This is a genomic window from Bacillus sp. 5B6, assembly GCF_000259405.1.
Lineage (GTDB): Bacteria > Bacillota > Bacilli > Bacillales > Bacillaceae > Bacillus > Bacillus velezensis.
Genome location: NZ_AJST01000001.1, coordinates 2737501 through 2762293, shown reverse-complemented (window position 1 = coordinate 2762293; position 24793 = coordinate 2737501). Strand labels below are relative to the sequence as shown.

Sequence of the window (24793 nt, the reverse complement as noted above, 5' to 3'; positions counted from 1 at the left end):
AATGATTGAAAGAGGTTTACAAAATTGAAAAAAACAGCAAAAAAAATCGCCAGAAAATCAATAGCAAAAAAACTTATCATTTCATTTTTACTGATCTTAATTATTCCGGTAGCAGTATTGGCTGCCGGCGCCTACCGTTCGGCGGCTTCATCCGTTGAAAAGCAAATGATGGAAAGCGCCGAAGGAAATGTGCAAATCTTAAACAATATGATTGATGACCGGATCGGAATGTTTACAAAAAGCTCAGCATATTTCAGCGAATGGGCGACAAGCGCCAAATTTAAAGAAAAAAACCAAACGGAAATGCAAGAAAGGTTCAAGCAGTTTATTGAAAGCAATGATAAAGCGTCCGCCGTATTTTCAAGCAGCAAGGAAGGAACGTTTACCCGTTATCCGCATGCCGATATGCCGGCCGATTTCAATCCGCTTGAAAGAAGCTGGTATCAGGAAGCCATGGAGAATAAAGGCCAAACTATCATCACAGACCCTTATGAGTCCATCTCAAACAAAAAGATGGTCGTCACTATGGCCCGCGCGGCGCAAGACGGATCAGGCGTCGTCGCCATTGATATAAAAATCGACGATCTCATCACGATGACAAAAGAAGTGAACATCGGAAAAGAAGGATATGCCTTTATCCTCAGCAAAAATAAAAAAGCCGTTGCCTACAGTGATGAAAAAGCCGGCTCGGCGGTATCGGGAAAATGGGTTGATACATTATACAGCGGGCAAAAAGGCGACTATGAATATACGCTGAACGGGAAAGCGAAAAAAATGGCGTACGTGACCAATGAAGCGACGGGCTGGAAGATCAGCGGAACCATGTCCGTGGATGAAATCAAGGATGCGGCAAGACCGGTTCTGACTCTGGCCGTTATCATATTGGCGATAGCTATTGCCGCAGGAATGATTTTCATTTATTTTGTCATCCGCTCAATTACCAAACCGTTAAAACGTCTCGTAGCTTCAGCGGAAAAAATCAGCAGCGGAGATCTGAGGGAAACCATTGATGTCAGCTCTCAAGATGAGCTGGGCGTGCTCGGTAAAAGTTTTAATCACATGACAGATTCACTCCGTTCGCTTATTCAGGGAATTCAGGACTCTGTTGAACATGTCGCTTCTTCCTCAGAGGAGCTGACGGCTTCGGCTGAGCAGACGAGCAAAGCAACGGAACATATCACCCTTGCGATTGAACAGTTTTCTAATGGAACGGAAGACCAAAGTGAGAGTATTGATAAAGCGACAGCCCAAGTGAATGAGATGAAAGACGGGCTCAGCGATCTGGCGGAAGCGGCAGCCGTGGTGACGGAAACGTCAATTGAATCGGCGGAGATATCCGGCGCCGGTGAGCGGCTTGTCAAGAAAACAGCCGGCCAGATGGGCGCCATTGACCAATCCGTAAGTAAAGCGGAGCAAGTCGTACAAGGGCTTGAACTCAAATCGCAGGACATCACCAGCATTTTGCGCGTCATTAACGGCATTGCCGATCAAACGAATCTCCTTGCTTTAAATGCAGCCATTGAAGCGGCAAGAGCGGGAGAATATGGACGCGGTTTTTCAGTCGTTGCCGAAGAAGTGAGAAAGCTTGCCGTCCAATCCGCCGATTCAGCGAAAGAAATCGAATCCTTAATTCATGAAATCGTCAAAGAAATTCATACTTCGCTAGGAATGCTGGAATCCGTCAATCACGAGGTGAAAAGCGGACTTCAGTTAACGGACGAAACGGAAAAAAGCTTCCGGGACATTTCCGTTAAAACAAATCAGATTGCCGGTGAACTGCAAAATATGAATGCAACCGTGGAACAGCTTTCTGCCGGGTCTCAGGAAGTATCAAACGCTTCAGAGGATATCGCGGCCGTCTCCAGACAAAGCGCGGCCGGCATTCAGGACATCGCGGCTTCAGCTGAAGAGCAGCTTGCGTCCATGGAGGAGATCAGTTCCTCCGCCGTCACGCTGGAAAAAATGGCGGAAGAATTACGCGAACTGACAAAGCGTTTTAAGATAAATTCTTAATTAAGTCTAAAAGACTAATTTTACAATAGGTAAAAAGTATGTTTCGTTATATTTCTTCTTTTTGGATGTGTATAATTACCCATAATTGCCGATATGAAGGGTAAACACGCAAGAGGAGATATAGCAGATGAAAAAAATTGTGCAAATCATCAAGCAGAGATCGCTTACAAGAAAACTGCTCATTTCTTTTTTGGCCATCCTCATTCTTCCTATTTCAACGCTGGCTTTTATCGCCTATCAATCGGCGGTAAACACGCTTGACAGGCAGATGATGGGAAGAGCACTAGATAATGTGCAGCAGATTAACGATATGATCAACACAAGCATCAGCCAAAAGGAAGACGGAACGGCATATTTCAGCGATTGGCTCTCAAAGGATCGGTACAAGCCGAAAAACCAATCGCAAATTACCGATAAATTCACAGAGTACATGAAGATCAATAAAGACGTGGAATCCATTTATACGAGTGACACGGAAGGACATTTCACACGGTATCCGGATCTGCAGATGCCTAAAGGATATAATCCGATTGAAAGAGACTGGTATAAAAAGGCCGTGGAAAATAAGGGGAAAGTTGTTGTAACAGATCCTTACCGCACGGCTTCCACCAATACGATGGTCGTGACGGTCGTTCAGCAGACGAAAGACGGCTCAGGCGTCGTCGCCATCAATATGAAAATCGATGAGCTTCTGAAAACGACAAAGAAAGTGAACATCGGAAAATCAGGCTACGCTTTTATCCTGACGAAAGACAAAAAAGTGGTCGCCCACCCGAACCGCACATCAGGCACAGTATTAAACGGGGAGTGGGCTGAACAGCTGTTCACCAGCAAAAAAGGTGATTTTCAATACAAATACGACGGCCAGGAAAAGAAAATGGCTTATGATACAAACGGGCTGACAGGCTGGAAGATTACCGGAACGATATATCTGGACGAAATTCATGAAGCGGCCCTGCCGATCCTTCATCTGTCCCTGCTCGTTCTCGTATTAGCGATTGTGATCGGAACCATCGTCATGGTGCTGATTATCCGTTCAATCACAAAACCGCTCAAGCAGCTTGTGACATCATCGAAACAGATCAGTGAAGGCGATTTAACAGAAACGATCGAGATTCAGTCAAAAGATGAATTAGGCGAGCTAGGCAAAAGCTTTAACAATATGGCCGCTTCGCTCAGGTCTCTCATCCATGCCATTCAGGATTCCGTGAATAACGTTGCATCTTCCTCAGAGGAGCTGACGGCTTCAGCGGAGCAGACAAGCAAGGCAACCGAACATATCACACTGGCGATCGAACAATTTTCTAACGGAAATGAAAGCCAAAGTGAAAATATTGAAAGCGCGGCGGAACATATTTACCAAATGAACAGCGGGCTTAAAGATATGGCGAAAGCATCTGCCGTCATTACCGAATCCTCCGCCACATCAGCGGAAGTCGCCAATTCAGGCGGAAAGCTCGTCCACCAGACGGTCGGCCAAATGAACGTCATTGACCGGTCAGTGAAAGAAGCTGAACAAGTGGTGCGCGGACTTGAAACAAAATCAAAAGATATTACAAACATTCTCCGTGTCATTAACGGAATCGCTGATCAGACAAACCTTCTTGCGCTGAACGCGGCAATTGAAGCCGCGCGTGCGGGTGAATACGGCCGGGGCTTCTCAGTCGTCGCCGAAGAGGTCAGAAAACTTGCGGTCCAGTCTGCCGATTCAGCGAAAGAAATCGAAAGCTTAATCATAGAAATCGTCAACGAAATCAATACATCTCTCGGCATGTTCCAATCCGTCAACAAAGAGGTGGAGAGCGGACTGGATATTACGAATCAGACCGAAACGAGCTTCAAACGGATTTCTGAAATGACGAACCAGATCGCCGGAGAAATTCAAAATATGAATGCGACGGTAGAACAGCTGACAGCAGGATCTCAGCAGATTTCAGGAGCTTCTGAGCAAATCGCGTCCATCGCAAAAGAAAGCTCCGCCAGCATTCAGGATATCGCGGCCTCCGCCGAAGAACAGCTGGCATCAATGGAAGAAATCAGTTCGTCTTCGGAAACGTTATCCCAAATGGCGGAAGAATTACGTGATATGACGAAACGATTTAAAATAGATTAAAATAGGTCATAGAACACCCAAATGTGCTGTTTGGGTGTTTTTTTTAGTTTTTTTAATAAATCTTTTGTCCTATCTGACGATATTAGATTTAGCTTTTCAAAGAAGGAGACTGAAAAAATGAAACAACTGATACATTGGATCAAACAGCCATCCATCAGCAAGCCGCTGATCGCGGCATTTTTAGCCGTATTGGTGCTTCCGGTCGGCATACTCGCCTACTTCAGCTACCAAACGGCGGGGAGTACATTAGAAAGCGAACTGACCCACAGCGCCCAGGGAAATGTCAGCGAACTGAACAGCGTGCTGGAAAACATGCTCGAAGGCAAGCTGAAAGCGATTGACTACTACAGCGAATCAATCACTAAGGAAAAATTGAATACGAAAAATAAATCGGTACTGCTTGAAAATATGAAGCAGTATGTCACCGTAAATGACGATGTCGCGTCAATTTACGCCGCGTCTCGCGACAAAGCGTTCGTGAAATATCCGTCCGTTGACATGCCGTCCGATTATAATCCGCTCACGCGCGAGTGGTATACCAAAGCGGTTGAAAAAAGCGGACAGCCGGTGTTTACCGAGCCTTATAAAGACGCTGCAACCGGACAGACGGTCGTTACGATTGCCCAGCAGACAAAAGACGGATCAGGCGTTGTGGCGCTTGATATTAATCTGGGCGACCTGCTGAACGCTTCCGAACGCGTGCAGATCGGTCATAAAGGATTTGCCTTCATTACAACGGGAGATAAAAAATACATCGCCCATCCGACTATAAAAGCGGGAACGGAAGGCTCCGGAGAGTGGACGAAAGAAGTGTTTTCCAAATCAAGCGGATCGTTTGAATACATGTTTGAAGGACAGCAGAAGAAAATGGCCTTCACGACAAACAAACTGACGGGCTGGAAAATCGCCGGCACATTTTTTGTCAGTGAGATCCATGACGCAGCCTCGCCTGTCATGAAAATGGCGCTGATCATCCTGGCGGTTTCTCTTATCGTCGGCGGGGTTTTAATCTTTTTTATCATTCGCTCGATTGCAAAACCGCTCAAAAAACTTGTTTCGACATCAGCTAAAATCAGTGACGGCGATTTAACGGAAGTCATTGACATCAAGTCGAAAAATGAATTCGGGCAGCTCAGCCAAAGCTTCAATGAGATGTCGGCCTCACTCCGGTCTGTCATCGGCGTCATCCAATCATCCGTCGAACATGTCGCTTCTTCATCCGAAGAGCTGACGGCATCCGCCGGACAGACGAGCAAGGCGACAGAGCATATTACACTGGCGATTGAACAATTCTCAAACGGAAACGAATCACAAAGCGAGAAATTGGAAGAAAGTGCTGATCACCTTTCCCAAATGAATGCCGGCATTGCCGAGACGGCGAATGTATCGGCGGAAATCACTGAATCCGCCATCCAAACCTCTGAAACGGCCGGAAGCGGAGAAGAATTAGTGGCGAAAACGGTAGGCCAGATGAAAACAATTGATCGTTCCGTACAGCAGGCGGAAGCGGTCGTAAAAGGGCTGGAAACGAAGTCGCACGACATTAAGAGCATTCTCAACGTCATTAACGGCATTGCCGATCAAACAAATCTGCTTGCCTTAAACGCTGCCATTGAAGCGGCCAGAGCCGGCGAATACGGGCGGGGCTTCTCCGTCGTTGCGGAAGAAGTGAGAAAGCTTGCCGTACAATCAGCCGGCTCCGCGAAGGAAATCGAAACGCTGATTCAGGAAATCGTCAAAGAAATCGCCACATCGCTTTCCGTATTCCAAGCGGTGAATCAAGATGTGAAGGAAGGCCTCGATATTACGGATCAAACGGCCGAAAGCTTCAAAAAAATCTCAGAAATGACGACTCAGATTTCAGGCGCCTTGCAGCATATGAACGGAACGCTTGAGAAGCTTGCAGCCGGGTCGCAAAATGTGACAAACGCGGTGGAGGACATTACCTCAGTCGCCAAAGAAGGGTCCGCCGGCATTCAAGACATCGCCGCCTCAGCTGAAGAGCAACTGGCCTCCATGGAAGAAATCAGTTCATCCGCCGAAACGCTTGCGCATATGGCTGAAGAACTGCAGCAGGTCACACGGAAATTTACGATTCAGTCTGAAGACGAAGAACAGCTGTAGCGAGCTGTTTCTTTTCCTCATCTGAAAAAAGCGATACACTAATATAAAAGAAGGGAGTGGCAGTGATGAGATTAGAAGGCAAAAAAGTCATAGCGCTTGTCAGTGACGATTTTGAAGACCTAGAGCTTTGGTATCCCGTCTACCGGCTGAGAGAGGAAGGCGCGATCGTTCATTTAATAGGAGAAGAAGCGGGCCGTTCATACAAAGGAAAATACGGCGTGCCCGCGACAGCGGATTACGATTTTAAGAGCCTGATTATTCAGGAGTATGATGCCGTGCTCGTGCCTGGCGGCTGGGCTCCTGACAAACTGCGAAGATATCCCGAAGTTTTGGACATCATCCGTACGATGAATGAGCAGAAAAAGCCGATCGGCCAGATCTGCCATGCGGGCTGGGTGCTCATATCTGCCGGAATTCTCGCAGGAAAAAAAGTAACGAGCACGCCCGGCATCAAAGACGACATGACAAATGCAGGGGCACAGTGGCTGGATGAAGCTGTCGTAACTGACGGCCACATTGTATCAAGCCGCCGCCCGCCCGACCTTCCGCAGTATGCAAAAGCGTTTGCTGACCTGTTAGCGTCCAAATAAAAAACATCCGCCCGAATCCGGGCGGATGTTTTTAGTTTTGATCGGCGGGAAAGACAATTCCGATTTGTTTTCTCGCTTCTTCCATAATGCTTGCCGTAATGAAAGAACGTTCAAATGTATTTTCGGAAGACTCCCGCTGTCCGTTTCGAAGAAGATTGATGAATTCAGCCGTTTCGTAGTACATCGACGGTTTCAGATCAGGGACTGAAATGTCTTCCGTCCGTCCGTCACGATAGCGGATTTCCGCCCGTTCCGGTCCGTGAATGCTGTCCAGAACGATCGTGCCGTCTTCACCCTGAATTTCCGCCGGGGCAAACGAATTTGAGATTTTCGAATGCATCAGCACCGCTTCAAATCCGTCGTATGACAGAATGACCGTGCCTTCGCCGTCAACGCCGGATGATAGTTTATGACCGGTCGCAATGACGTTTTTCGGTTTGCCGAACAGGACGACGGCCGGATAAATGCAGTACACGCCGATGTCCATTAACGAACCGTTCGATAATTCAGGCTTAAACGCGTTAAGCACCGTACCGTTTTTATATGCATCATATCGTGATGAATATTGGCAGTAGCTTGCCGTGAATCTCCTGACGGGTCCGATTTTATGTAAGAGGTTTTGAAGCATGCTGAAGTTCGGCAGGAACGTTGTTTTCATGGCTTCCATCAAGAGAACGCCGTTCGTTTTGGCTGCGTGAATCATTTCATCCGTTTCCCTTGCGTTAGACGCAAACGGTTTTTCGCACAGTACATGCTTGCCGTGTTCCATAAAAAGGACCGCCTGCTCTTTGTGAAATGCATTCGGGCTAGCGAGATACACCGCGTCATAGGCTTTGCTTTCCGCCATTTCTTTCAGGCTGGTGAAATAATGAGCAGCGCCGTGTTTGCCGGCGAATTCCGCCGCGCGTTCCTCAGTTCTGGAATAAACCGCCGTTAATTGAAAATCATCAATAGCAGAAGCCGCCTCCAGAAATCGTTCTGTAATCCAATTCGTTCCGACTGTTGCAAATCGAATCATTGCTATCGCTCCTTCTATGTATTGGCTTACATTATAGCTTTTTTTCTGAGAAACATAAATGGAAAAAAGGCTGGCAGCTAAAGAGATAGGAAAAATTCCCATAGAGACCGGTTATTATTTTTCATTACAGGAACGATAGTGTACAATTTAAGTAAAATACATATGATGGAGGAACAATAGTGGAAACATTGCAAACATGGGGCGGCAGATTTAAACAGTTTTTCTTAGACAATAAATTTGTCTTGTTTTTGCTTGTATTGCTGCTCATCGGTCTCAATATCCTTGTCTTTATGAAGACATCATTTATTTTCACACCCATTATCGTCCTGCTCAAAACGATTGCGCTCCCCGTCATTTTGACAGGAATTGTTTATTATCTGCTTAATCCGATCGTAGATATATTGGAAAAAATAAGAGTGAAAAGAGTCTATTCCATCCTGCTCCTTTACCTCATTATTATAGGGCTGATTACGATCACGGTCGTTTCAATTATTCCGTTTTTAAAGGAACAGATCATGAGCCTGATCGACAATCTGCCGAAATATGTGGATATCGTTGAAGATCAGACGAAAAGCCTGATCGGAAGCGATTTTGTAAATCAGGCGCAAAAGACGATGAATATCAACATTTCCGATCTTGCTAATAAAGTATCGGCGCAGGCGGCGACGATTGCAAACAGCACATTTACCGGGGTCGGGAATTTTATCGGCGCGCTGACGGAAGTAATTATTTCAATTGTGACCGTGCCGTTTATTCTGTTCTATTTGCTGAAAGACGGCAAAAAACTGCCAATCTATATCTTAAAGTTTGTGCCCACCCGTCTGAAAGAACAAACGTATACGATGCTTAGTGAAATGAACCACAGATTAAGCTCCTATATTAGAGGACAGGTCATCGTCAGCTTCTGCATCGGGTTTTTATTATTTATCGGCTATCTGATTATCGGACTTGATTATGCGTCACTGCTTGCGGTCATTGCCGCTTGTACGAGCGTTGTTCCGTATTTAGGGCCGACCATTGCTATCACGCCGGCGATTATTATCGCGTTGGTCACTTCGCCCCTTATGCTGCTGAAGCTTGCGATTGTCTGGACCGTTGTCCAGCTCGTGGAAGGAAAATTAATTTCTCCGCAGATCATGGGGAAAAATCTTCACATTCACCCGATTACCATCATCTTTGTTCTTTTAACCGCCGGAAAACTGTTCGGGGTTGTCGGCATTATTTTAGCCATCCCGGGGTATGCGGTCATCAAAGTGGTCACGACCCATCTGTTTGATTGGTTCAAAATGCGTTCGCATTTATATGAAGAAGAAAAAAATGATGCTGTATCGAAGTCATAAAATCGGAACGGACATGATATTTATTATAAGACAGGCTTTCCTTCAGGGAGAGCTTCTCTTTTGTAAATGATGAATGAAGGGAAGAATGGGATGACACTATGGGAGATGTTCACAGCAGCCGTTTTGGGAATCGTGGAAGGGCTGACGGAGTACGCGCCGGTTTCTTCCACGGGACATATGATCATAGCGGATGACATCTGGCTGAAATCCGGAAGCCTGATGAATCCGGAAGCCGCCAATTCCTTCAAAGTGGTGATTCAGCTCGGTTCGATTCTGGCGGTGGCCATTGTGTTTAAGGATCGGATATTACATTTACTCGGCCTCAAAAAAAACGTCACGCGCGATCAGCAGAAGGGATACAGGCTGACCATCGCGCAAATCGCTGTCGGTCTTGTTCCGGCGGCGGTGCTCGGCTTTTTATTTGAGGATTTCATTGACCGCTATTTATTCTCCGTCAGAACGGTCGCTTACGGATTAATTGCCGGAGCCGTGCTTATGCTTATAGCGGACTGGATCAATAAAAGGAAAGAAACGATCGATACGGTGGACAGAATCACCTACAAACAGGCTTTCTGTGTCGGATTATTCCAGTGTCTCGCCTTATGGCCCGGATTTTCCCGCTCAGGCTCAACGATTGCCGGAGGTGTCATTGTCGGCTTGAATCACCGGGCAGCCGCAGACTTCACATTTATTATGGCTATTCCGATTATGGCGGGCGCAAGCCTTCTGAAGCTGGTGAAATACTGGAGCAGTCTTTCTTATGACATGATTCCGTTTTTTCTTGTCGGCTTTATCTGCGCCTTTGTCGTCGCCCTCTTAGTCGTCAAGTTTTTTCTTCGGCTTATTAACCGGATTAAGCTTGTCCCGTTCGCCATTTACCGTGTCATCCTCGGCATCATTTTAATCATGCTCGTGCGATAAACGAAGAGGCCCCCGGAGGGTCTTCTTTTTATGTTCGAAAAACGTCTCAGGAAAATATGAGCAAACTGAATTTTCTGCTTGAAATTCATAGAAGACTCGTCTATAATAAAACATGACGTTACAGCACGGGGCCATAGCTCAGCTGGGAGAGCGCTACGCTGGCAGCGTAGAGGTCAGGGGTTCGAGCCCCCTTGGCTCCATACCTTTAAACCCTTATTCTATAAATAAGGGTTTTTTTGTTTTTTCATCTTCTGCGGCAGCCTCTGTGTTCTGCTTCATTTCTAACAACTCAAAATAAAGGAAAGAGAGAAAAATGAAAAAGAAAATCTATCTTATATTATCTCTGTCAGCTTCACTGGCGCTTTTTTTGACAGCGCTTCCGGCTCTTTCTCCTGTCATCTTCACGTCTGCTTCAGAAAAAGGAGCCATCAGGCATGACATTTATAAAAAAGGATATCCGTATCAAAACTACTTTGCGATTCTTCAAAAAGAAGAAGGCGGCGGAGAGGCCGGGAACCTTTATTATGTAAATTGGTTCAATTGGAAAGATGAAACCGGACAGACGCCGCACGTATGTTATTCAAAAAAATCGTCCGAAGGCGAGTGCAAAGTAAGCTGCGGAACCGGACCGTAATGATCAAGAGCCCCTCTCCAATGAGGGGCTCTTTCTGTCGAGCTGAATGCCGCTCCGGCTCTCCGTTTAATATCCCCAATATAACGGCGTATCATAATGCCGATACGGATCATTCGGATAATGCGTATTTGGCTGATAAGGCTTATTCATATCAAGAATACCCGTGTTTTCAGTCTGTCCGCAGTATTTATCGGGACCTATCACAGTTGATTGCCGGATCGGTGAAACGGCTTTTTCCCACTCATGCTCATTCAGACAGTACGTATGCGCCATGATCTCAGGCGGCGTCAGACGGAGAATATCCGAGCCGTATATCACTTCAGGCGAAGGGGCGTCAAATATGGCCAAAAGGTGGGTTTTGTCTGAAGTGGCGACTTCATAATGCCACCACCCCTGCGGAACATTCGCCACTTGTCCTGGAGAGATCGGATAATGCCGTATTTTCTGGGTTAATGGATTCAGCATCGACACCACTGCGGAACCCGAAATGCAATACACCAATTCAGCGGCGTTTTGATGGGTATGCGGCTCAATCACATTTGTTTTGCTCAGAAAGATATCTAATAATGAAATATTTTCAAGCGTGTTTAACTGTTTAATCCCCAATACATTGATAAAGTTCCGAGCATCTTTCGTAAAAAAACGGCTCTCATTCACATTATAAGTGAACTGTGTATTCGGAGACGTGTAATCGATATCGGAAACCATGCACTCCCCCGCTTTCATCTTTAAACGTATATTCCCAAATATATGTGTCCCTGTTTCACCGGGTGATAAAAAAGGAGGTAAAATCCATAAATTCCAAATCCAACACAATATTGTGACGACTTTTTTAAAGATTCATTTTAAATATATCTTTTATTCGAAATATCTCTTACTATAAAGATATATTGAAAATACATCTTTAGAAGGGTTGAGGATTAACATGCTGGATGAGAGAACAATAGACATCATCAAAAGCACAGTACCCGTATTGAAAACACATGGAGAAAACATCACCGGACGCTTTTATAACCTGATGTTTCAAGATCATCCCGAACTGTTAAATATGTTTAACCAAACGAACCAAAAGAAACAGACTCAGCGCGCAGCATTGGCAAATGCAGTCATTGCGGCTGCGGCGAATATTGATCAATTAGAACAAATCATTCCGGCGGTCAGACAGATCGGCCATAAACACACAAGCATCGGTGTAAAACCGGAACATTATCCGATTGTCGGAAAGTATCTGCTTCTGGCAATTAAGGATGTGCTGCAGGATGCCGCAACTCCTGAGATTATGCAGGCATGGGAAAAAGCTTACGGTGTTATTGCGGAGGCTTTCATCGGCATTGAAAAAGACATGTACAATGAAGCCGGATGGCAGGGGTATAAAGAATTTACGGTTATACAGAAAACGAAAGAAAGCAAAAATATCACATCATTTTATATCAAACCGAGTGACGGCTCTTCGCTTCCTGGATTTGAAGCGGGACAATATATCAGCATTAAAGTGCGGATTGCGGATTCTCCTTATACGCATATTCGCCAATACAGCCTGTCTGATGCTTCTCAAAAAGGGGCATATCGGATTTCTGTGAAAAAGGACGGAGCGGTTTCTTCTCATCTCCACAATGAAGTTCAAGAGGGAGATAAACTTGAAGTCAGCGCACCCGCCGGGGATTTCAAGCTGTCTTCTGCCGAAAAACCGGTTGTTCTTATCAGTGCCGGTTCCGGAATCACGCCGATGATGAGCATGCTGAAAACAGCCGCCGAAAAACAGCCGGAGCGTTCCGTTACTTTTATTCATGCCGCGAAAAACGGAGAGTACGCCGCGTTCCGCAAAGAGGCTGAACAAGCTGCGGAGAATCATCCGAATATTAACGTCATTTATGTATACAGTGAACCGGCAGAACAAGACCGCTCAGGAGACAAGCCTTTTTACAGCGGCCGGATTGATCAAACCTTCCTGGAGCAGCTTCATCTGAATCAAAATGCTGAATTTTACTTGTGCGGATCAGCGCAGTTTATGACGCAAATGAAAGACATGATTCTTGCACTCGGGTTTGACTCTGATTCCGTTCAATATGAATTGTTCGGCCCTCAGCTGAGCATGGCATAACAAAAAAGACTCCTCAAAGAGGAGTCTTTTTTATTTGCACAATGTGTTCTTTCTCCGTCTTTTTCCCTATTTTATTGAAATTTTCATCAATGACCAGTAAAATTATAAGTCTAGTGATTCCGGAATTAAAGGAAGGTTGATATGAAAAAGAAAGCAAAGACCAAAAGGGTGCTTGGGTGCCTTTTTGCTGTATCTCTTATATTCGGATTATTTCTGGTATCAATGGTGTTTTCGAAATTCATAGTGACGGAAGAAAAACCGCCTGAAGAGGTGGACGAGCAGCAGGTCTTTATTGACAGCCTTTCCGGGCATGCTCAAATTTTATATGAGAAATATCATGTCCTTCCGAGCATCACCCTCGCACAGGCCATTCTCGAATCGGACTGGGGGAACAGTGAGCTTGCGGGGAAAGCGCGCAATCTGTTCGGTGTAAAAGGTGATTATAAAGGAAAACACGTCACGATGAAAACGGATGAATTTGAAAAAGGAAAACGAAAAACGATTCGGGCAAAATTCCGTAAATACAGCACGTTTTTTGAATCAATGGATGACCATGCCAAATTATTTGTCAACGGAACGTCTTGGAATAAAAAGAAGTACAAGCCCGTCATTGAAGCGGACAATTATAAAACTGCGGCGGCTGCCCTTCAAAAATCCGGCTACGCCACAGACCCCGGCTATGCTGAAAAAATTAAAGATGTCATAGAAACCTATAACCTGAATGAATATGACAAAATCAATGCCTCTCTTAAAGCAGTTGATATGAAAGGCGCCATCAAAGACCACGCCATTGAAGACGTGTGGTCCAAGCCGTCAAAAGAGCGGCATTCTATTAAACTGGCATCGGCGCAAAAGTTTACCGGCGAGCATATTAAAGTCGTATCTGAAAAACAAAACGGAGAATCCGTCTGGTACCAAATTCAAGTGAAAGATGAGCTGATCGGCTGGGTTGACCAAACCGCCGTCCAGTTAAGTGAAGAAACATAAGCATCAAAAAAAGCCGGCAGCCCGCCGGCTTTTTTACATTCCTTCAGTTTCAAACCTTTTAATATCACGTTTATGCCCCATCAGCACAAGGCAGTCACATTCATGAATGACAGTCTCCGGAGAAGGGGACAGCTGAATGTCTCCATTATGTTTCAAGGCGAGAATGGTGCAGCCGAATCTGGCCCGGACGCCGAGATCAAGAATGGATTTTAAATGCAGCTTTTTCGTGGCTGAAAGCTCCACAATGCTGTATTCATCTGACAAATCAATGTAATTTAAGACATTTTCATCTGAAAGGCTTTGTGCAATCCGCACGCCCATATCTTTTTCGGGATGGATAATACGATCAGCACCGATCTTTTCAAGAACTTTGTGATGATAATAGTTTTGCGCTTTCACCCAAATATTAGGGATGTTCAGCTCCTTCAATAACAGCGTCGTCAGCGTGCTTGCCTGAATGTTGGCGCCGATTGCTACGATGACATATTCAAAATTTCTGATGCCGAGCGACTGAAGCTCGCTTTCTTCCGTTGAATTTGCCCGCACAGCATGCGTGGCATAAGAGGAGTATGCGTTGACCCGCTCTTCGCTGATATCGACCGCAAGCACCTCATGCCCCATTTTAAAAAGCTCTTTACAGATGCTTCCGCCGAAACGGCCGAGTCCGATGACGGCAAATTGTTTATTTTTGATTTTTCCCAATCCTCATAACTCCTTAAGAAACTGTTTTCGTCACTCCAAATACAATAAACAAGAATGTACTCCTGTTTCAAGGGTTTGTCAATGCGAGAGCCGGAAGAAAGAAAACAGCACAAAAAAAGACCGGCTGACAAGCGATGGGCTTGTGCCGGTCTTTTTTTCGCAATTATTTGCAGTTGCAAGGCTGTGTCGGCGGTGTGCTGCGTTTTTGAACAACAATTGTGTCCTCAGCATAGAATTTAGAGCCGATGCTTAATGATTTATTTTCTGCACGGAACTTATATGTACCTGCAGCAGGCAATGTTTTGTTATTAAGAGAAAGCTTAAATTCCGCTGCGCCGAGCAAATCAATGTTTAACGGAAGTCTGACTGTTTTGCCGTTATTCAGAATCTGTCTTTCGCGTAAAGCGTGTCCGTTGACTGTATCTTTTGTTGTAGCCGCAAATCCGCTAGGAAGGGTAAATTCCATAACGCCTAAGCTCAGGATCGTGTTCGGACGGTACGTCAATTCGATATCAGAAAATGACCATTCCTGCTGGCTGGCACCTGTATATTTTGCAAATAAGGTAGCAGTCGCTTTCGTGGACATTTCCGGCTCGTGAACGGTTGAGCCCGACTCAGCGGCGAATGACGCTGTCGGCAGAGAAAGAAGCAAAACCAGGCCGAATAAACTTGCCATGACAGTTGAGAAAAATTTCTGTTTCATTTTCATAAATCCCCCTAAAAAAAATTTGCTGATTGTTCTTAAAAAAGAACGACCATACCTATAAAAATTTACCATCAATTTTAATGGAAGTAAATGGGGTTATGTTCCTATATTTTCTCAAAAATAATCAAATCACGACAAAAAACGCCTGATTTTTGATTCAGGCGTTTTTTTCGTCCGTTTCTATCGGAATAAATTTAAAAATCTCCCCGCTCTGAACCGAGTCGGCGAGCCGCTTCAGCCAATGATAATAAGCTTTCGAGCTTTCAAGCTGATCATATAACTGCCGCGCTTCTTCCTGTAATTCCGCGTTGCCTTTCTCGGCCAGCAAAACGGACTGCAAATCCGCCTGGGCCTGTTCAATGGCGGACAAATTCACCTGAACTTCACGATCCCATTTCGGCGGGAAGAAATTCGTGAAAAACGTAAAGAAATCTTTTTCCGCTACAAACGTATGCTTCCGTGTGCCGCGGTGAAAGGTTTTTTTGACTACATTTAAATCCTGCAGCTTTTTGACGCCTGTGCTCATACTCGGTTTGCTCATCTGCAGTTCCTCACGCATTTCGTCAAGCGTCATTTCATCCCTCATATACATTGTTCCGTATAAAATCCCGACACTCCGTGTGATTCCGTAAAGATCCATCGTCTCTGCAATGGAATCAATGACAAGATCCCTAGCTTGTTCTATAGCTGCGAATTCTGGATTCTCATCCATACTGTCCCTCTTTTCCTCTTGAAGTTTAAATTTGTTAAGTCATTTCTTTATGTTCTTAATCTTAACGAATCATGACAAAATGTCAAAATCTAAACGGACTGATCGGGTTTTGACAGGCAAAAAAACATATGTTAAATTAATATTGTTAAAAACATTAAATTTTTATTTAACAAACTTACTTTTCGGTAAGGAGGACTTTTATGAGCAAAACGCTTTATATCGGCGGCGAATGGATCAGTGCAGAAAAAAAACAGACCCGCCGTATCATTAATCCATTTAATCAAGAAGAAATTGCAACGGTATGCGAAGGAGACCGGGACGATGCGGTGAAAGCCATCGCCGCAGCCAGAAAAGCATTTGATGAAGGGGAGTGGCCGGTGCTTTCCGGGCTCGAGCGCGGACAATTTGTTCTGAAAATTGCGGAATTAATCAGACGCGATCTGAACGAATTAGCTGAGCTGGAAACGCTCGATACAGGAAAAACGATTGAAGAAAGTAAAGCCGATATGGATGATATCGCAAATGTATTTCAATATTATGCCGGTTTGGCGGATAAAGACGGAGGCGAGGTCATTTCATCTCCGATTCCTGATTCCGTAAGTAAAATCGTCAGAGAGCCAATTGGCGTATGCGGACAAATTACGCCGTGGAACTATCCGCTCCTTCAGGCGAGCTGGAAAATCGCTCCCGCTCTTGCGGCCGGAAACACGATCGTTTTAAAGCCGAGCGAGATTACTCCGCTGACAACCATTAAAGTCTTTCAATTAATAGAAGAAGCCGGTATTCCAAAAGGGGTCGCCAATCTCGTGCTGGGGCCGGGCGCCTCTGTCGGCGATGAGCTGGCGAGAAACCTCGACGTCGATTTGGTCTCTTTTACGGGCGGAATTGAAACAGGCAAAAAAATCATGCAGGCGGCAAGCGGCAATGTGAAAAAGATTGCCCTGGAGCTTGGCGGCAAAAATCCGAATATCGTATTTCAGGATGCAGATCTCGAAACAGCTGCAGATCAAGCGCTGAACGCCGTGTTTTTCCATGCCGGCCAAGTTTGTTCGGCAGGGTCCCGTCTTTTGGTGGACGAAGCCATTCATGATGAATTTTTAGCCGAGCTGATCAAGCGCACGAAACGCATCAAATTAGGAAACGGTTTTCATGAAGATACGGAAAGCGGTCCGCTGATTTCCGCCGAGCATCGGGCCAAAGTCGAAAAATACGTAGAAATCGGTATCGAAGAAGGGGCAAAACTGGAAACAGGCGGCAAACGTCCTGATGATCCCGCCCTTCAAAACGGTTTCTTCTATGAACCTACTATTTTCTCAAACTGCAAGTCTGATATGCGGATAGTCCAAGAGGAGATCTTCGGCCCCGTTTTAACAGTTGAGTCATTTTCTTCTGAAGAAGAAGTGATCAGACTTGCCAACGATACCATTTACGGGCTGGCCGGAGCGGTATGGTCAAAGGATATTGAAAAATGCGAACGCGTAGCCGCCAAACTGCGGATGGGAACGGTATGGATCAATGATTTCCACCCGTATTTCGCGCAAGCGCCATGGGGCGGGTACAAACAATCGGGCTTCGGCCGCGAACTCGGCAAAATCGGTCTGGAAGAATACACGGAAATCAAACATATTTACCGCAACACGAAACCTGCGGCTGTGAACTGGTTTCTAGCATAACGAGGAGGAGATACAATATGACATTAAATATGAAAGTAGAAAGCATGCATAAATTCCATACATTCGAAATCCCGACAGTCATTAAACACGGAATCGGTGCGATTCAGCACGCAGGAAGTGAAGTCAGAGCGCTTGGTGTCACAAAAGCGCTGCTCGTAACAGACCCGGGAATTTATAACGCGGGAGTGGCAAACCCGGTCATTGAATCTTTACAGGAAGCGGGCATCGAAGTCGTCCTGTTTAACAAAGTGGAGCCAAACCCGCCTGTACGTCTTGTAAACGAAGGATCAGAACTGTATAAAAAAGAAAGCTGCAACGGCCTTGTGGCTGTCGGCGGCGGAAGCTCCATGGATACAGCGAAAGCGATCGGGGTAGAAGCGACACACGAAGGAAGCGTGCTTGATTATGAAGCCGCGGAAGGCAAAAAGCCGCTGGAAAACCGTATTCCTCCGCTGACAACGATCCCGACGACTGCGGGAACAGGTTCAGAGGTCACACAATGGGCGGTCATTACAGATGAGGAAAGAGAATTTAAATTCAATACGGGGGGACCGCTTATCGCCGCGCATTTAACGGTCATTGACCCTGAGCTGCACACGTCCATGCCTCCGCATGTGACGGCTATGACAGGTATTGATGCCCTTGCGCACGCCATCGAGTGCTATACGATGAAATTCGCGCAGCCGATCACTGATGCCGTCGCTTTAATGGCCATTGAATATGCGGCGCATTATATTAAGCGCGCGTTTGCGGACGGAGAGGATTTGGAAGCAAGATACGGCATGGCGCAGGCGGCGATGCTTGCCGGCCTTTCATACGGCAGTGAATCAGCAGGCGCGGCGCATGCGATGAGCCAGACGCTCGGCGGTATCATCCCTGTCGCTCACGGACAATGCGTCGCAGCTATGATGGGACCGGTAATGGAATACAATTGGAAAGGCTATCCGGAAAAATTCGCCCGCATCGCCAAAGCATTCGGAATCGATACAAGCAACATGACAACCGAAGAAGCGGCAAAAGCGTCCGTCAACTGGATGTATGATCTTGTAAAAGATTTAGAGGTGCCGAGTTTAGAAGAACAAGGTGTGTCTCCGGACATGATTGAACGTTTATCAAAAGAAGCCATGAAAGATCCGCAAACATTCGGAAACCCAAGAGATTTGAATGAGAAAGCATACAACTGGATTTACAAACGCTGCTTTGACTTAACGCCGAAAACGGTATAATAAATGAACCCCGCTCCTTTACAGAGCGGGGTTTTTTAAGGATAATGTCAAGAAAAAGGCGGTGGTGGCTGATGTGGAAACGCATAACAGCAAAGACGGAAGGCGTATATATAGCGGATACCGAACAATTTGTTACCAAAAAGATGGACAAGCTTCGTGCGGAATACGGCGGGTTCCCCGGTGACCTGCATTTCGGACTGACAAAAAAGGCCGGCGCGCGTGAGCCGATGTATGAAAGAGGAACAGAAATTTTTAACCGGAGACAAATTTCAATCGTGTCCATGGAGGAATGTGATGACATTGCGGAGAAGATGGGGATTTCTCATATCTTTCCCGAATGGCTCGGCGCTAATATCGCAATCAGCGGTTTTTCTGCACTGACGCCGCTTAAAGAAGGAAGCAGAATGATATTTCCAAGCGGTGCGTCTTTGTTGTGCGAGGGAGAAAATGATCCGTGCATTCAGCCGGGAGAAGTCATTCAATCCTTTTATCCGGATCAGCCAAAACTCGCCGCAGCGTTTGTGAGGCACGCGATGGGCAGAAGAGGAATTGTCTGTATTGTTGAACGCCCGGGTGATATATGCACGGGCGATGCGGTCACCATCCATTCTTATGAACCGAAACGCGCCAAGAGAAAAATCGAGAAGGTCTGACTCAGACCTTTTCGATTTTTTGTTTGATTTCTTCTATTTGATTGATGTGACGCTTTTCATGATGGCCGATAAAATCAATCCACTGGCGGATCGTCAGTTCTTGAAAAACAGGATGGGGAAGCACACGTTCTAAGTCTTCCTCGTTTAATGATGAAATGACGGCGGTCAGCTGCTGTCTTGCCGTATCTAATTCTTGTTTTGCTTCAATGACTGATATTCGGTTTTGCTCAGGTACGAGGTGTGACGGCGCCGGCCGTTTATCTGTTCTGTCCTCTATAAACTCCATCGGTTTTTCTTCGATTTTTTTAAACGGTGCGTCTTTTGCCTGCTTTGATAAAAGGGTCTGCGCTGTTTCGTCAATTTTCTTTAAATGGTCAAGGACTTCCCGCACGCTCCACTCATCAGCCGCGGGCTTTCGGTTGAATTCCTCATCAGAGAGTCCTTTCAGTTCTTCCCAGGTCTGCTGTCTGGCTTCATTAAAAATGCTCATCCTATCTCCTCCTTTAGAGTAAACATATCATATCCGGATTGGATAATCATGTAATCAGCCTTACTTATCAGAAAATTGAAACCATTTACCTTTACATCCGTATATAAAGTAACACTCCGACACCTCAGCCGAAAGGAGGATAGAAGATGGACATATTTCATCTGCCGCTTGAAACGGTCTATCTTTACACATTGATTATTTCGGGAAGTCTCACGCTTTTGATTCTGTTTTTTCAAGATGTGTTTCACGGCCTCTCGGAAGCCATTCCTGTTTCATTTTTAAACCCTGCATTGATTTTGTCTTTTTTAACAATCTTTTCAGCCTCAGGTTATATCGGCGAAATCGCCGCTCCGCTATCAAGTCCTGTCATTGCGTTGCTTTCATTTGTTCTTTCGGTTCTTTTGGTCAGCCTGCTTCACTTCTTCGTCCTTGTCCCGCTCTCATCAGCGGAAGAATCGCTCGCATATCGGGAGACAGATTTAAAGGGCAGAGTCGGCAGGGTCATTACTTCCGTCCCGAAAGACGGCTATGGGGAAGTGATCATAGAGGGAATAGGGGGCGCCATTTCTAAATCAGCCGTCAGCTTTGATCAAGAACAGATCAAGTACGGAACGTCCGTATTAGTGATTGACGTGAAAGACGGAGTGCTTTTTGTGACGCCGCATGAACCAATCTGATATCTAAGGGGGAACTGTTATGACTATGCCGATTATCATCGTTATCGGAATCGTATTCTTTTTACTCATCGCACTTATTGCTGTATTTATTACGAAGTACCGGACGGCGGGGCCGGACGAAGCCCTTATCGTGACCGGAAGTTATTTGGGGAATAAGAATGTTCACATTGATGAAGGCGGAAATCGTCTGAAAATCGTCCGGGGCGGGGGAACGTTCGTGCTCCCGGTATTCCAGCAGGCAGAACCTCTCAGTTTACTGTCAAGCAAACTTGATGTCTCTACACCTGAAGTCTATACAGAACAAGGCGTGCCGGTAATGGCCGACGGAACCGCCATTATTAAAATCGGAGGCTCCATCGGTGAAATCGCAACAGCAGCTGAACAATTTTTGGGGAAATCTAAGGAAGACCGTGAGCAGGAGGCGCGGGAGGTGCTGGAAGGCCATCTGCGCTCCATCCTCGGCTCCATGACCGTTGAAGAGATTTATAAAAACAGGGAAAAGTTTTCTCAGGAAGTCCAGCGGGTCGCGTCTCAGGATCTTGCTAAAATGGGGCTCGTGATCGTTTCTTTTACGATTAAAGACGTCCGAGATAAAAACGGCTATCTTGAATCATTAGGTAAGCCGAGAATCGCCCAAGTCAAGCGGGATGCGGACATTGCCACGGCAGAAGCGGATAAAGAGACGAGGATTAAACGCGCGGCCGCTGATAAAGACGCAAAAAAATCAGAGTTGGAGCGGGCGACGGAAATAGCTGAAGCGGAAAAAATCAATCAGCTGAAAATGGCGGAATACAGAAGAGAGCAGGATACAGCAAAAGCCAATGCCGACCAGGCATATGATCTTGAAACAGCAAAAGCCCGCCAGCAGGTGACAGAGCAGGAAATGCAAATTAAAATTATTGAGCGGCAAAAGCAGATTGAATTGGAAGAAAAAGAAATTCTGCGCCGTGAGCGCCAATATGACTCTGAAGTGAAGAAAAAAGCCGATGCTGACCGTTACTCGGTGGAACAAGCGGCCGCGGCCGCAAAAGCGAAGCAGCTCGCCGAAGCGGATGCCGAGCAGTACAGTATCGAAGCGATGGCCAAGGCGGAAGCGGAACGCGTGAGAATTGACGGTCTTGCTAAAGCGGAGGCTGAAAAGGCGAGAGGAGAAACCGAAGCGGAAGTCATCCGCCTGAAAGGACTCGCAGAAGCGGAAGCTAAAGAAAAAATCGCCGAAGCATTCGAAAAATACGGGCAGGCTGCAATCCTTGATATGATTGTGAAAATGCTGCCTGAATATGCGAAGCAAGTCTCAGCGCCTCTTTCCAACATTGATAAAATAACTGTCGTTGATACGGGAGGAAGCGGTGAAAACGGCGGGGCCAATAAAGTCACAGGCTACGCAACCAATTTAATGGCCGGTCTTCAGGAAAGCTTAAAAGCATCTTCCGGAATCAATGTAAAAGAGCTTATTGAGAATTTTTCGGGAAAAGGAAACATAAAACAAAGTATAAATGAACTTACAAAAGAACTGAGTGATTCAAACGAACGGCACAGCCCGGAATAAAAAAACAGCAGGCGTAAACCGCCTGCTGTTTCAGTTCGTCTGCTTAGCTTCAAGAAGCCGCGGCGCAGTCATGAATAATAAGATAAGGACAATGGCCGAAAGGATAAAAGAAGGAATCATATAAGTCGCGTTATAGACGGACGAATAAACCCATACCGGCGTGCCTTTCGGAGCATAGCTTCCGAAAAAGACAGCTCCGGAGACCACATGTGCCGCATAGCGCAGCACACTGCCGATGAAAACACCGCCTATAACATACATCGTTAAAGCGCCTCTTTTTTTATTCAATGCCGATTCCCGTACACCGGAAGCAAACAAGCCGCTGAAACCGAGGACTGCAAATGCCGCGATGTAATCAAGAAATAGCTGCACCGGGTGCTGCAAAAACAAATTGCCGATGGCGATCTGGACAATCCCTGTTAAAAAGCCTGTCGTAAGCCCGGCCTTCACTCCCCAGCGGAATGAAATCAAAAAAATCGGAATCATCATAATAGAGACCGAACCGCCTTGGGGCATCCGGAGAAACATGCCTGAGACAATGTCCAGAATGACAGCCGCCCCGGTCATAATCGCTATTTCAATTAAGCGCACAAGCTGTGTTGAATGATTCATAGTTTTCCCCCTGGTCAGACAACCGTATCAAGGATAAACAAAAAAGCAGCGCGGGGAAGGATGGGAAAAGCTCCGCGCGCTGCTTACATAAACTGCAAATCATTTGGCTTTGCCACATCCCTACGCCAGCGTTAACTAACAGGTTCAAAGGGTCAGAACAAAACGTTCACTCTCAGCTTTAATGCTCCCCTTGTGGTCATCAAGTATTTAGTTCAATCTTACTATACAAGAAAATATGCCAAACCACAAGACAGCTTATCTTTCTATAGAAGAGAAACTGAAATAAGTATGAAAGAAAATAATTAATGATTTTTTTAAAAAACTATTGTCATATTTTCAAAAGGGTGTTATATTATTAAACGTCGCTGATGAACAGCAGACAACAACGAAAAGCTTCGGAAACAACTTGAAAAAAGTTGTTGACATAAAAGAAGCTGAGTGGTAAGCTAATAAAGCTGCTTCAACAAGCGGTAATGATCTTTGAAAACTAAACAAGACAAAACGTACCTGTTAATTCAAAGTTTTAAATAAATCGCACAGCGATGTGCGTAGTCAGTCAAACACTTTATCGGAGAGTTTGATCCTGGCTCAGGACGAACGCTGGCGGCGTGCCTAATACATGCAAGTCGAGCGGACAGATGGGAGCTTGCTCCCTGATGTTAGCGGCGGACGGGTGAGTAACACGTGGGCAACCTGCCTGTGAGACTGGGATAACTCCGGGAAACCGGGGCTAATACCGGATGGTTGTTTGAACCGCATGGTTCAGACATAAAAGGTGGCTTCGGCTACCACTTACAGATGGACCCGCGGCGCATTAGCTAGTTGGTGAGGTAACGGCTCACCAAGGCGACGATGCGTAGCCGACCTGAGAGGGTGATCGGCCACACTGGGACTGAGACACGGCCCAGACTCCTACGGGAGGCAGCAGTAGGGAATCTTCCGCAATGGACGAAAGTCTGACGGAGCAACGCCGCGTGAGTGATGAAGGTTTTCGGATCGTAAAGCTCTGTTGTTAGGGAAGAACAAGTGCCGTTCAAATAGGGCGGCACCTTGACGGTACCTAACCAGAAAGCCACGGCTAACTACGTGCCAGCAGCCGCGGTAATACGTAGGTGGCAAGCGTTGTCCGGAATTATTGGGCGTAAAGGGCTCGCAGGCGGTTTCTTAAGTCTGATGTGAAAGCCCCCGGCTCAACCGGGGAGGGTCATTGGAAACTGGGGAACTTGAGTGCAGAAGAGGAGAGTGGAATTCCACGTGTAGCGGTGAAATGCGTAGAGATGTGGAGGAACACCAGTGGCGAAGGCGACTCTCTGGTCTGTAACTGACGCTGAGGAGCGAAAGCGTGGGGAGCGAACAGGATTAGATACCCTGGTAGTCCACGCCGTAAACGATGAGTGCTAAGTGTTAGGGGGTTTCCGCCCCTTAGTGCTGCAGCTAACGCATTAAGCACTCCGCCTGGGGAGTACGGTCGCAAGACTGAAACTCAAAGGAATTGACGGGGGCCCGCACAAGCGGTGGAGCATGTGGTTTAATTCGAAGCAACGCGAAGAACCTTACCAGGTCTTGACATCCTCTGACAATCCTAGAGATAGGACGTCCCCTTCGGGGGCAGAGTGACAGGTGGTGCATGGTTGTCGTCAGCTCGTGTCGTGAGATGTTGGGTTAAGTCCCGCAACGAGCGCAACCCTTGATCTTAGTTGCCAGCATTCAGTTGGGCACTCTAAGGTGACTGCCGGTGACAAACCGGAGGAAGGTGGGGATGACGTCAAATCATCATGCCCCTTATGACCTGGGCTACACACGTGCTACAATGGACAGAACAAAGGGCAGCGAAACCGCGAGGTTAAGCCAATCCCACAAATCTGTTCTCAGTTCGGATCGCAGTCTGCAACTCGACTGCGTGAAGCTGGAATCGCTAGTAATCGCGGATCAGCATGCCGCGGTGAATACGT

General features: G+C 46.3%; 21 protein-coding genes, 1 tRNA gene, 1 rRNA gene and 1 riboswitch (1 of these 24 cut by a window edge). Of the genes, 16 read left to right on the top strand and 7 right to left on the bottom strand.

Features of this window, described 5'->3' with window-relative positions:
- Positions 1 to 24 precede the first annotated feature (24 nt).
- The 4 genes from tlpB (MY7_RS13060) (at position 25) to MY7_RS13045 (ending at position 6840) form a co-directional block, all read left to right on the top strand.
- Entirely contained in the window at positions 25 to 2013 is a 1989-nt protein-coding gene (gene tlpB, locus MY7_RS13060) for a methyl-accepting chemotaxis protein TlpB (protein WP_007613346.1), read from the top strand.
- 127 nt (positions 2014 to 2140) lie between these two features.
- Positions 2141 to 4126: a methyl-accepting chemotaxis protein TlpB gene (gene tlpB / locus MY7_RS13055; protein ID WP_007613344.1), complete on the top strand. Its 1986-nt coding sequence runs from the start codon at positions 2141 to 2143 to the stop codon at positions 4124 to 4126.
- A gap of 21 nt (positions 4127 to 4147) precedes the next feature.
- A complete protein-coding gene (gene tlpB, locus MY7_RS13050; protein WP_007613342.1) occupies positions 4148 to 6250 on the top strand; it encodes a methyl-accepting chemotaxis protein TlpB in 2103 nt (700 codons plus the stop codon).
- Positions 6251 to 6315: 65 nt separating this feature from the next.
- Positions 6316 to 6840: a type 1 glutamine amidotransferase domain-containing protein gene (locus MY7_RS13045; protein WP_003152143.1), complete on the top strand. Its 525-nt coding sequence runs from the start codon at positions 6316 to 6318 to the stop codon at positions 6838 to 6840.
- Positions 6841 to 6871: 31 nt separating this feature from the next.
- Here the strand turns inward: MY7_RS13045 and MY7_RS13040 are convergent, their stop codons facing one another.
- Entirely contained in the window at positions 6872 to 7858 is a 987-nt protein-coding gene (locus MY7_RS13040; protein ID WP_029326028.1) for a Gfo/Idh/MocA family protein, read from the bottom strand.
- A gap of 179 nt (positions 7859 to 8037) precedes the next feature.
- Here MY7_RS13040 and MY7_RS13035 point away from each other — a divergent pair, with 179 nt between their 5' ends.
- The 4 genes from MY7_RS13035 to MY7_RS13020 all read left to right on the top strand — a co-directional run bounded on the left by MY7_RS13035 (position 8038) and on the right by MY7_RS13020 (position 10753).
- Positions 8038 to 9198, top strand: a complete 1161-nt coding sequence (locus MY7_RS13035; protein WP_007613339.1) for an AI-2E family transporter — start codon at positions 8038 to 8040, stop codon at positions 9196 to 9198.
- Between the two features lie 90 nt (positions 9199 to 9288).
- A complete protein-coding gene (locus MY7_RS13030; protein WP_007613337.1) occupies positions 9289 to 10119 on the top strand; it encodes an undecaprenyl-diphosphate phosphatase in 831 nt (276 codons plus the stop codon).
- 127 nt (positions 10120 to 10246) lie between these two features.
- A tRNA-Ala gene (locus tag MY7_RS13025) sits at positions 10247 to 10319 on the top strand.
- A gap of 113 nt (positions 10320 to 10432) precedes the next feature.
- Positions 10433 to 10753, top strand: coding sequence for a hypothetical protein (locus MY7_RS13020; protein WP_007613336.1), 321 nt, complete (start codon positions 10433 to 10435; stop codon positions 10751 to 10753).
- Positions 10754 to 10819: 66 nt separating this feature from the next.
- Here MY7_RS13020 and MY7_RS13015 read toward each other — a convergent pair whose 3' ends face one another.
- Complete coding sequence (locus MY7_RS13015) at positions 10820 to 11461, bottom strand: cupin domain-containing protein (RefSeq protein ID WP_029326029.1); 642 nt, start codon at positions 11459 to 11461, stop codon at positions 10820 to 10822.
- 217 nt (positions 11462 to 11678) lie between these two features.
- Between MY7_RS13015 and hmpA the strand changes: the two genes are divergently transcribed.
- Together hmpA and MY7_RS13005 are read left to right on the top strand one after the other, a co-directional pair.
- Positions 11679 to 12854, top strand: a complete 1176-nt coding sequence (gene hmpA, locus MY7_RS13010) for an NO-inducible flavohemoprotein (RefSeq protein ID WP_007613334.1) — start codon at positions 11679 to 11681, stop codon at positions 12852 to 12854.
- A gap of 141 nt (positions 12855 to 12995) precedes the next feature.
- Positions 12996 to 13841, top strand: a complete 846-nt coding sequence (locus tag MY7_RS13005) for a glucosaminidase domain-containing protein (protein ID WP_007613332.1) — start codon at positions 12996 to 12998, stop codon at positions 13839 to 13841.
- Between the two features lie 33 nt (positions 13842 to 13874).
- Here the strand turns inward: MY7_RS13005 and MY7_RS13000 are convergent, their stop codons facing one another.
- The 3 genes from MY7_RS13000 to cudC form a co-directional block, all read right to left on the bottom strand.
- Positions 13875 to 14543: a potassium channel family protein gene (locus tag MY7_RS13000; protein ID WP_007613331.1), complete on the bottom strand. Its 669-nt coding sequence runs from the start codon at positions 14541 to 14543 to the stop codon at positions 13875 to 13877.
- A gap of 163 nt (positions 14544 to 14706) precedes the next feature.
- A complete protein-coding gene (gene bslA / locus MY7_RS12995; RefSeq protein WP_015240450.1) occupies positions 14707 to 15246 on the bottom strand; it encodes a biofilm surface layer hydrophobin BslA in 540 nt (179 codons plus the stop codon).
- Between the two features lie 160 nt (positions 15247 to 15406).
- Positions 15407 to 15961: a choline uptake/conversion transcriptional regulator CudC gene (gene cudC, locus MY7_RS12990; RefSeq protein ID WP_007613329.1), complete on the bottom strand. Its 555-nt coding sequence runs from the start codon at positions 15959 to 15961 to the stop codon at positions 15407 to 15409.
- Between the two features lie 200 nt (positions 15962 to 16161).
- Here cudC and betB point away from each other — a divergent pair, with 200 nt between their 5' ends.
- The 3 genes from betB (at position 16162) to MY7_RS12975 (ending at position 19513) form a co-directional block, all read left to right on the top strand.
- Positions 16162 to 17634: a betaine-aldehyde dehydrogenase gene (gene betB, locus MY7_RS12985; protein ID WP_007613328.1), complete on the top strand. Its 1473-nt coding sequence runs from the start codon at positions 16162 to 16164 to the stop codon at positions 17632 to 17634.
- A gap of 17 nt (positions 17635 to 17651) precedes the next feature.
- Positions 17652 to 18860: a choline dehydrogenase gene (gene gbsB, locus MY7_RS12980; protein ID WP_007613327.1), complete on the top strand. Its 1209-nt coding sequence runs from the start codon at positions 17652 to 17654 to the stop codon at positions 18858 to 18860.
- A 71-nt stretch (positions 18861 to 18931) separates the two neighbouring features.
- On the top strand, positions 18932 to 19513 hold the full coding sequence (locus MY7_RS12975) for an MOSC domain-containing protein (RefSeq protein WP_007613325.1): 582 nt from the start codon (positions 18932 to 18934) through the stop codon (positions 19511 to 19513).
- Between the two features lies 1 nt (position 19514).
- Here MY7_RS12975 and MY7_RS12970 read toward each other — a convergent pair whose 3' ends face one another.
- Positions 19515 to 20003, bottom strand: coding sequence for a DinB family protein (locus MY7_RS12970; RefSeq protein WP_007613324.1), 489 nt, complete (start codon positions 20001 to 20003; stop codon positions 19515 to 19517).
- Positions 20004 to 20149: 146 nt separating this feature from the next.
- Here MY7_RS12970 and MY7_RS12965 point away from each other — a divergent pair, with 146 nt between their 5' ends.
- Together MY7_RS12965 and MY7_RS12960 are read left to right on the top strand one after the other, a co-directional pair.
- Positions 20150 to 20680: an NfeD family protein gene (locus MY7_RS12965; RefSeq protein WP_007613318.1), complete on the top strand. Its 531-nt coding sequence runs from the start codon at positions 20150 to 20152 to the stop codon at positions 20678 to 20680.
- 19 nt (positions 20681 to 20699) lie between these two features.
- Positions 20700 to 22229: a flotillin family protein gene (locus tag MY7_RS12960; RefSeq protein WP_007613317.1), complete on the top strand. Its 1530-nt coding sequence runs from the start codon at positions 20700 to 20702 to the stop codon at positions 22227 to 22229.
- Positions 22230 to 22259: 30 nt separating this feature from the next.
- Here the strand turns inward: MY7_RS12960 and thiT are convergent, their stop codons facing one another.
- Positions 22260 to 22841 (bottom strand): energy-coupled thiamine transporter ThiT, encoded by a 582-nt coding sequence (thiT, locus tag MY7_RS12955; protein ID WP_007613316.1) that lies wholly within the window; start codon positions 22839 to 22841, stop codon positions 22260 to 22262.
- 100 nt (positions 22842 to 22941) lie between these two features.
- Positions 22942 to 23042, bottom strand: a riboswitch (TPP riboswitch).
- A gap of 364 nt (positions 23043 to 23406) precedes the next feature.
- Between thiT and MY7_RS12950 the strand changes: the two genes are divergently transcribed.
- A 16S ribosomal RNA gene (locus tag MY7_RS12950) occupies positions 23407 to 24793 on the top strand; it runs 163 nt beyond the window's last position.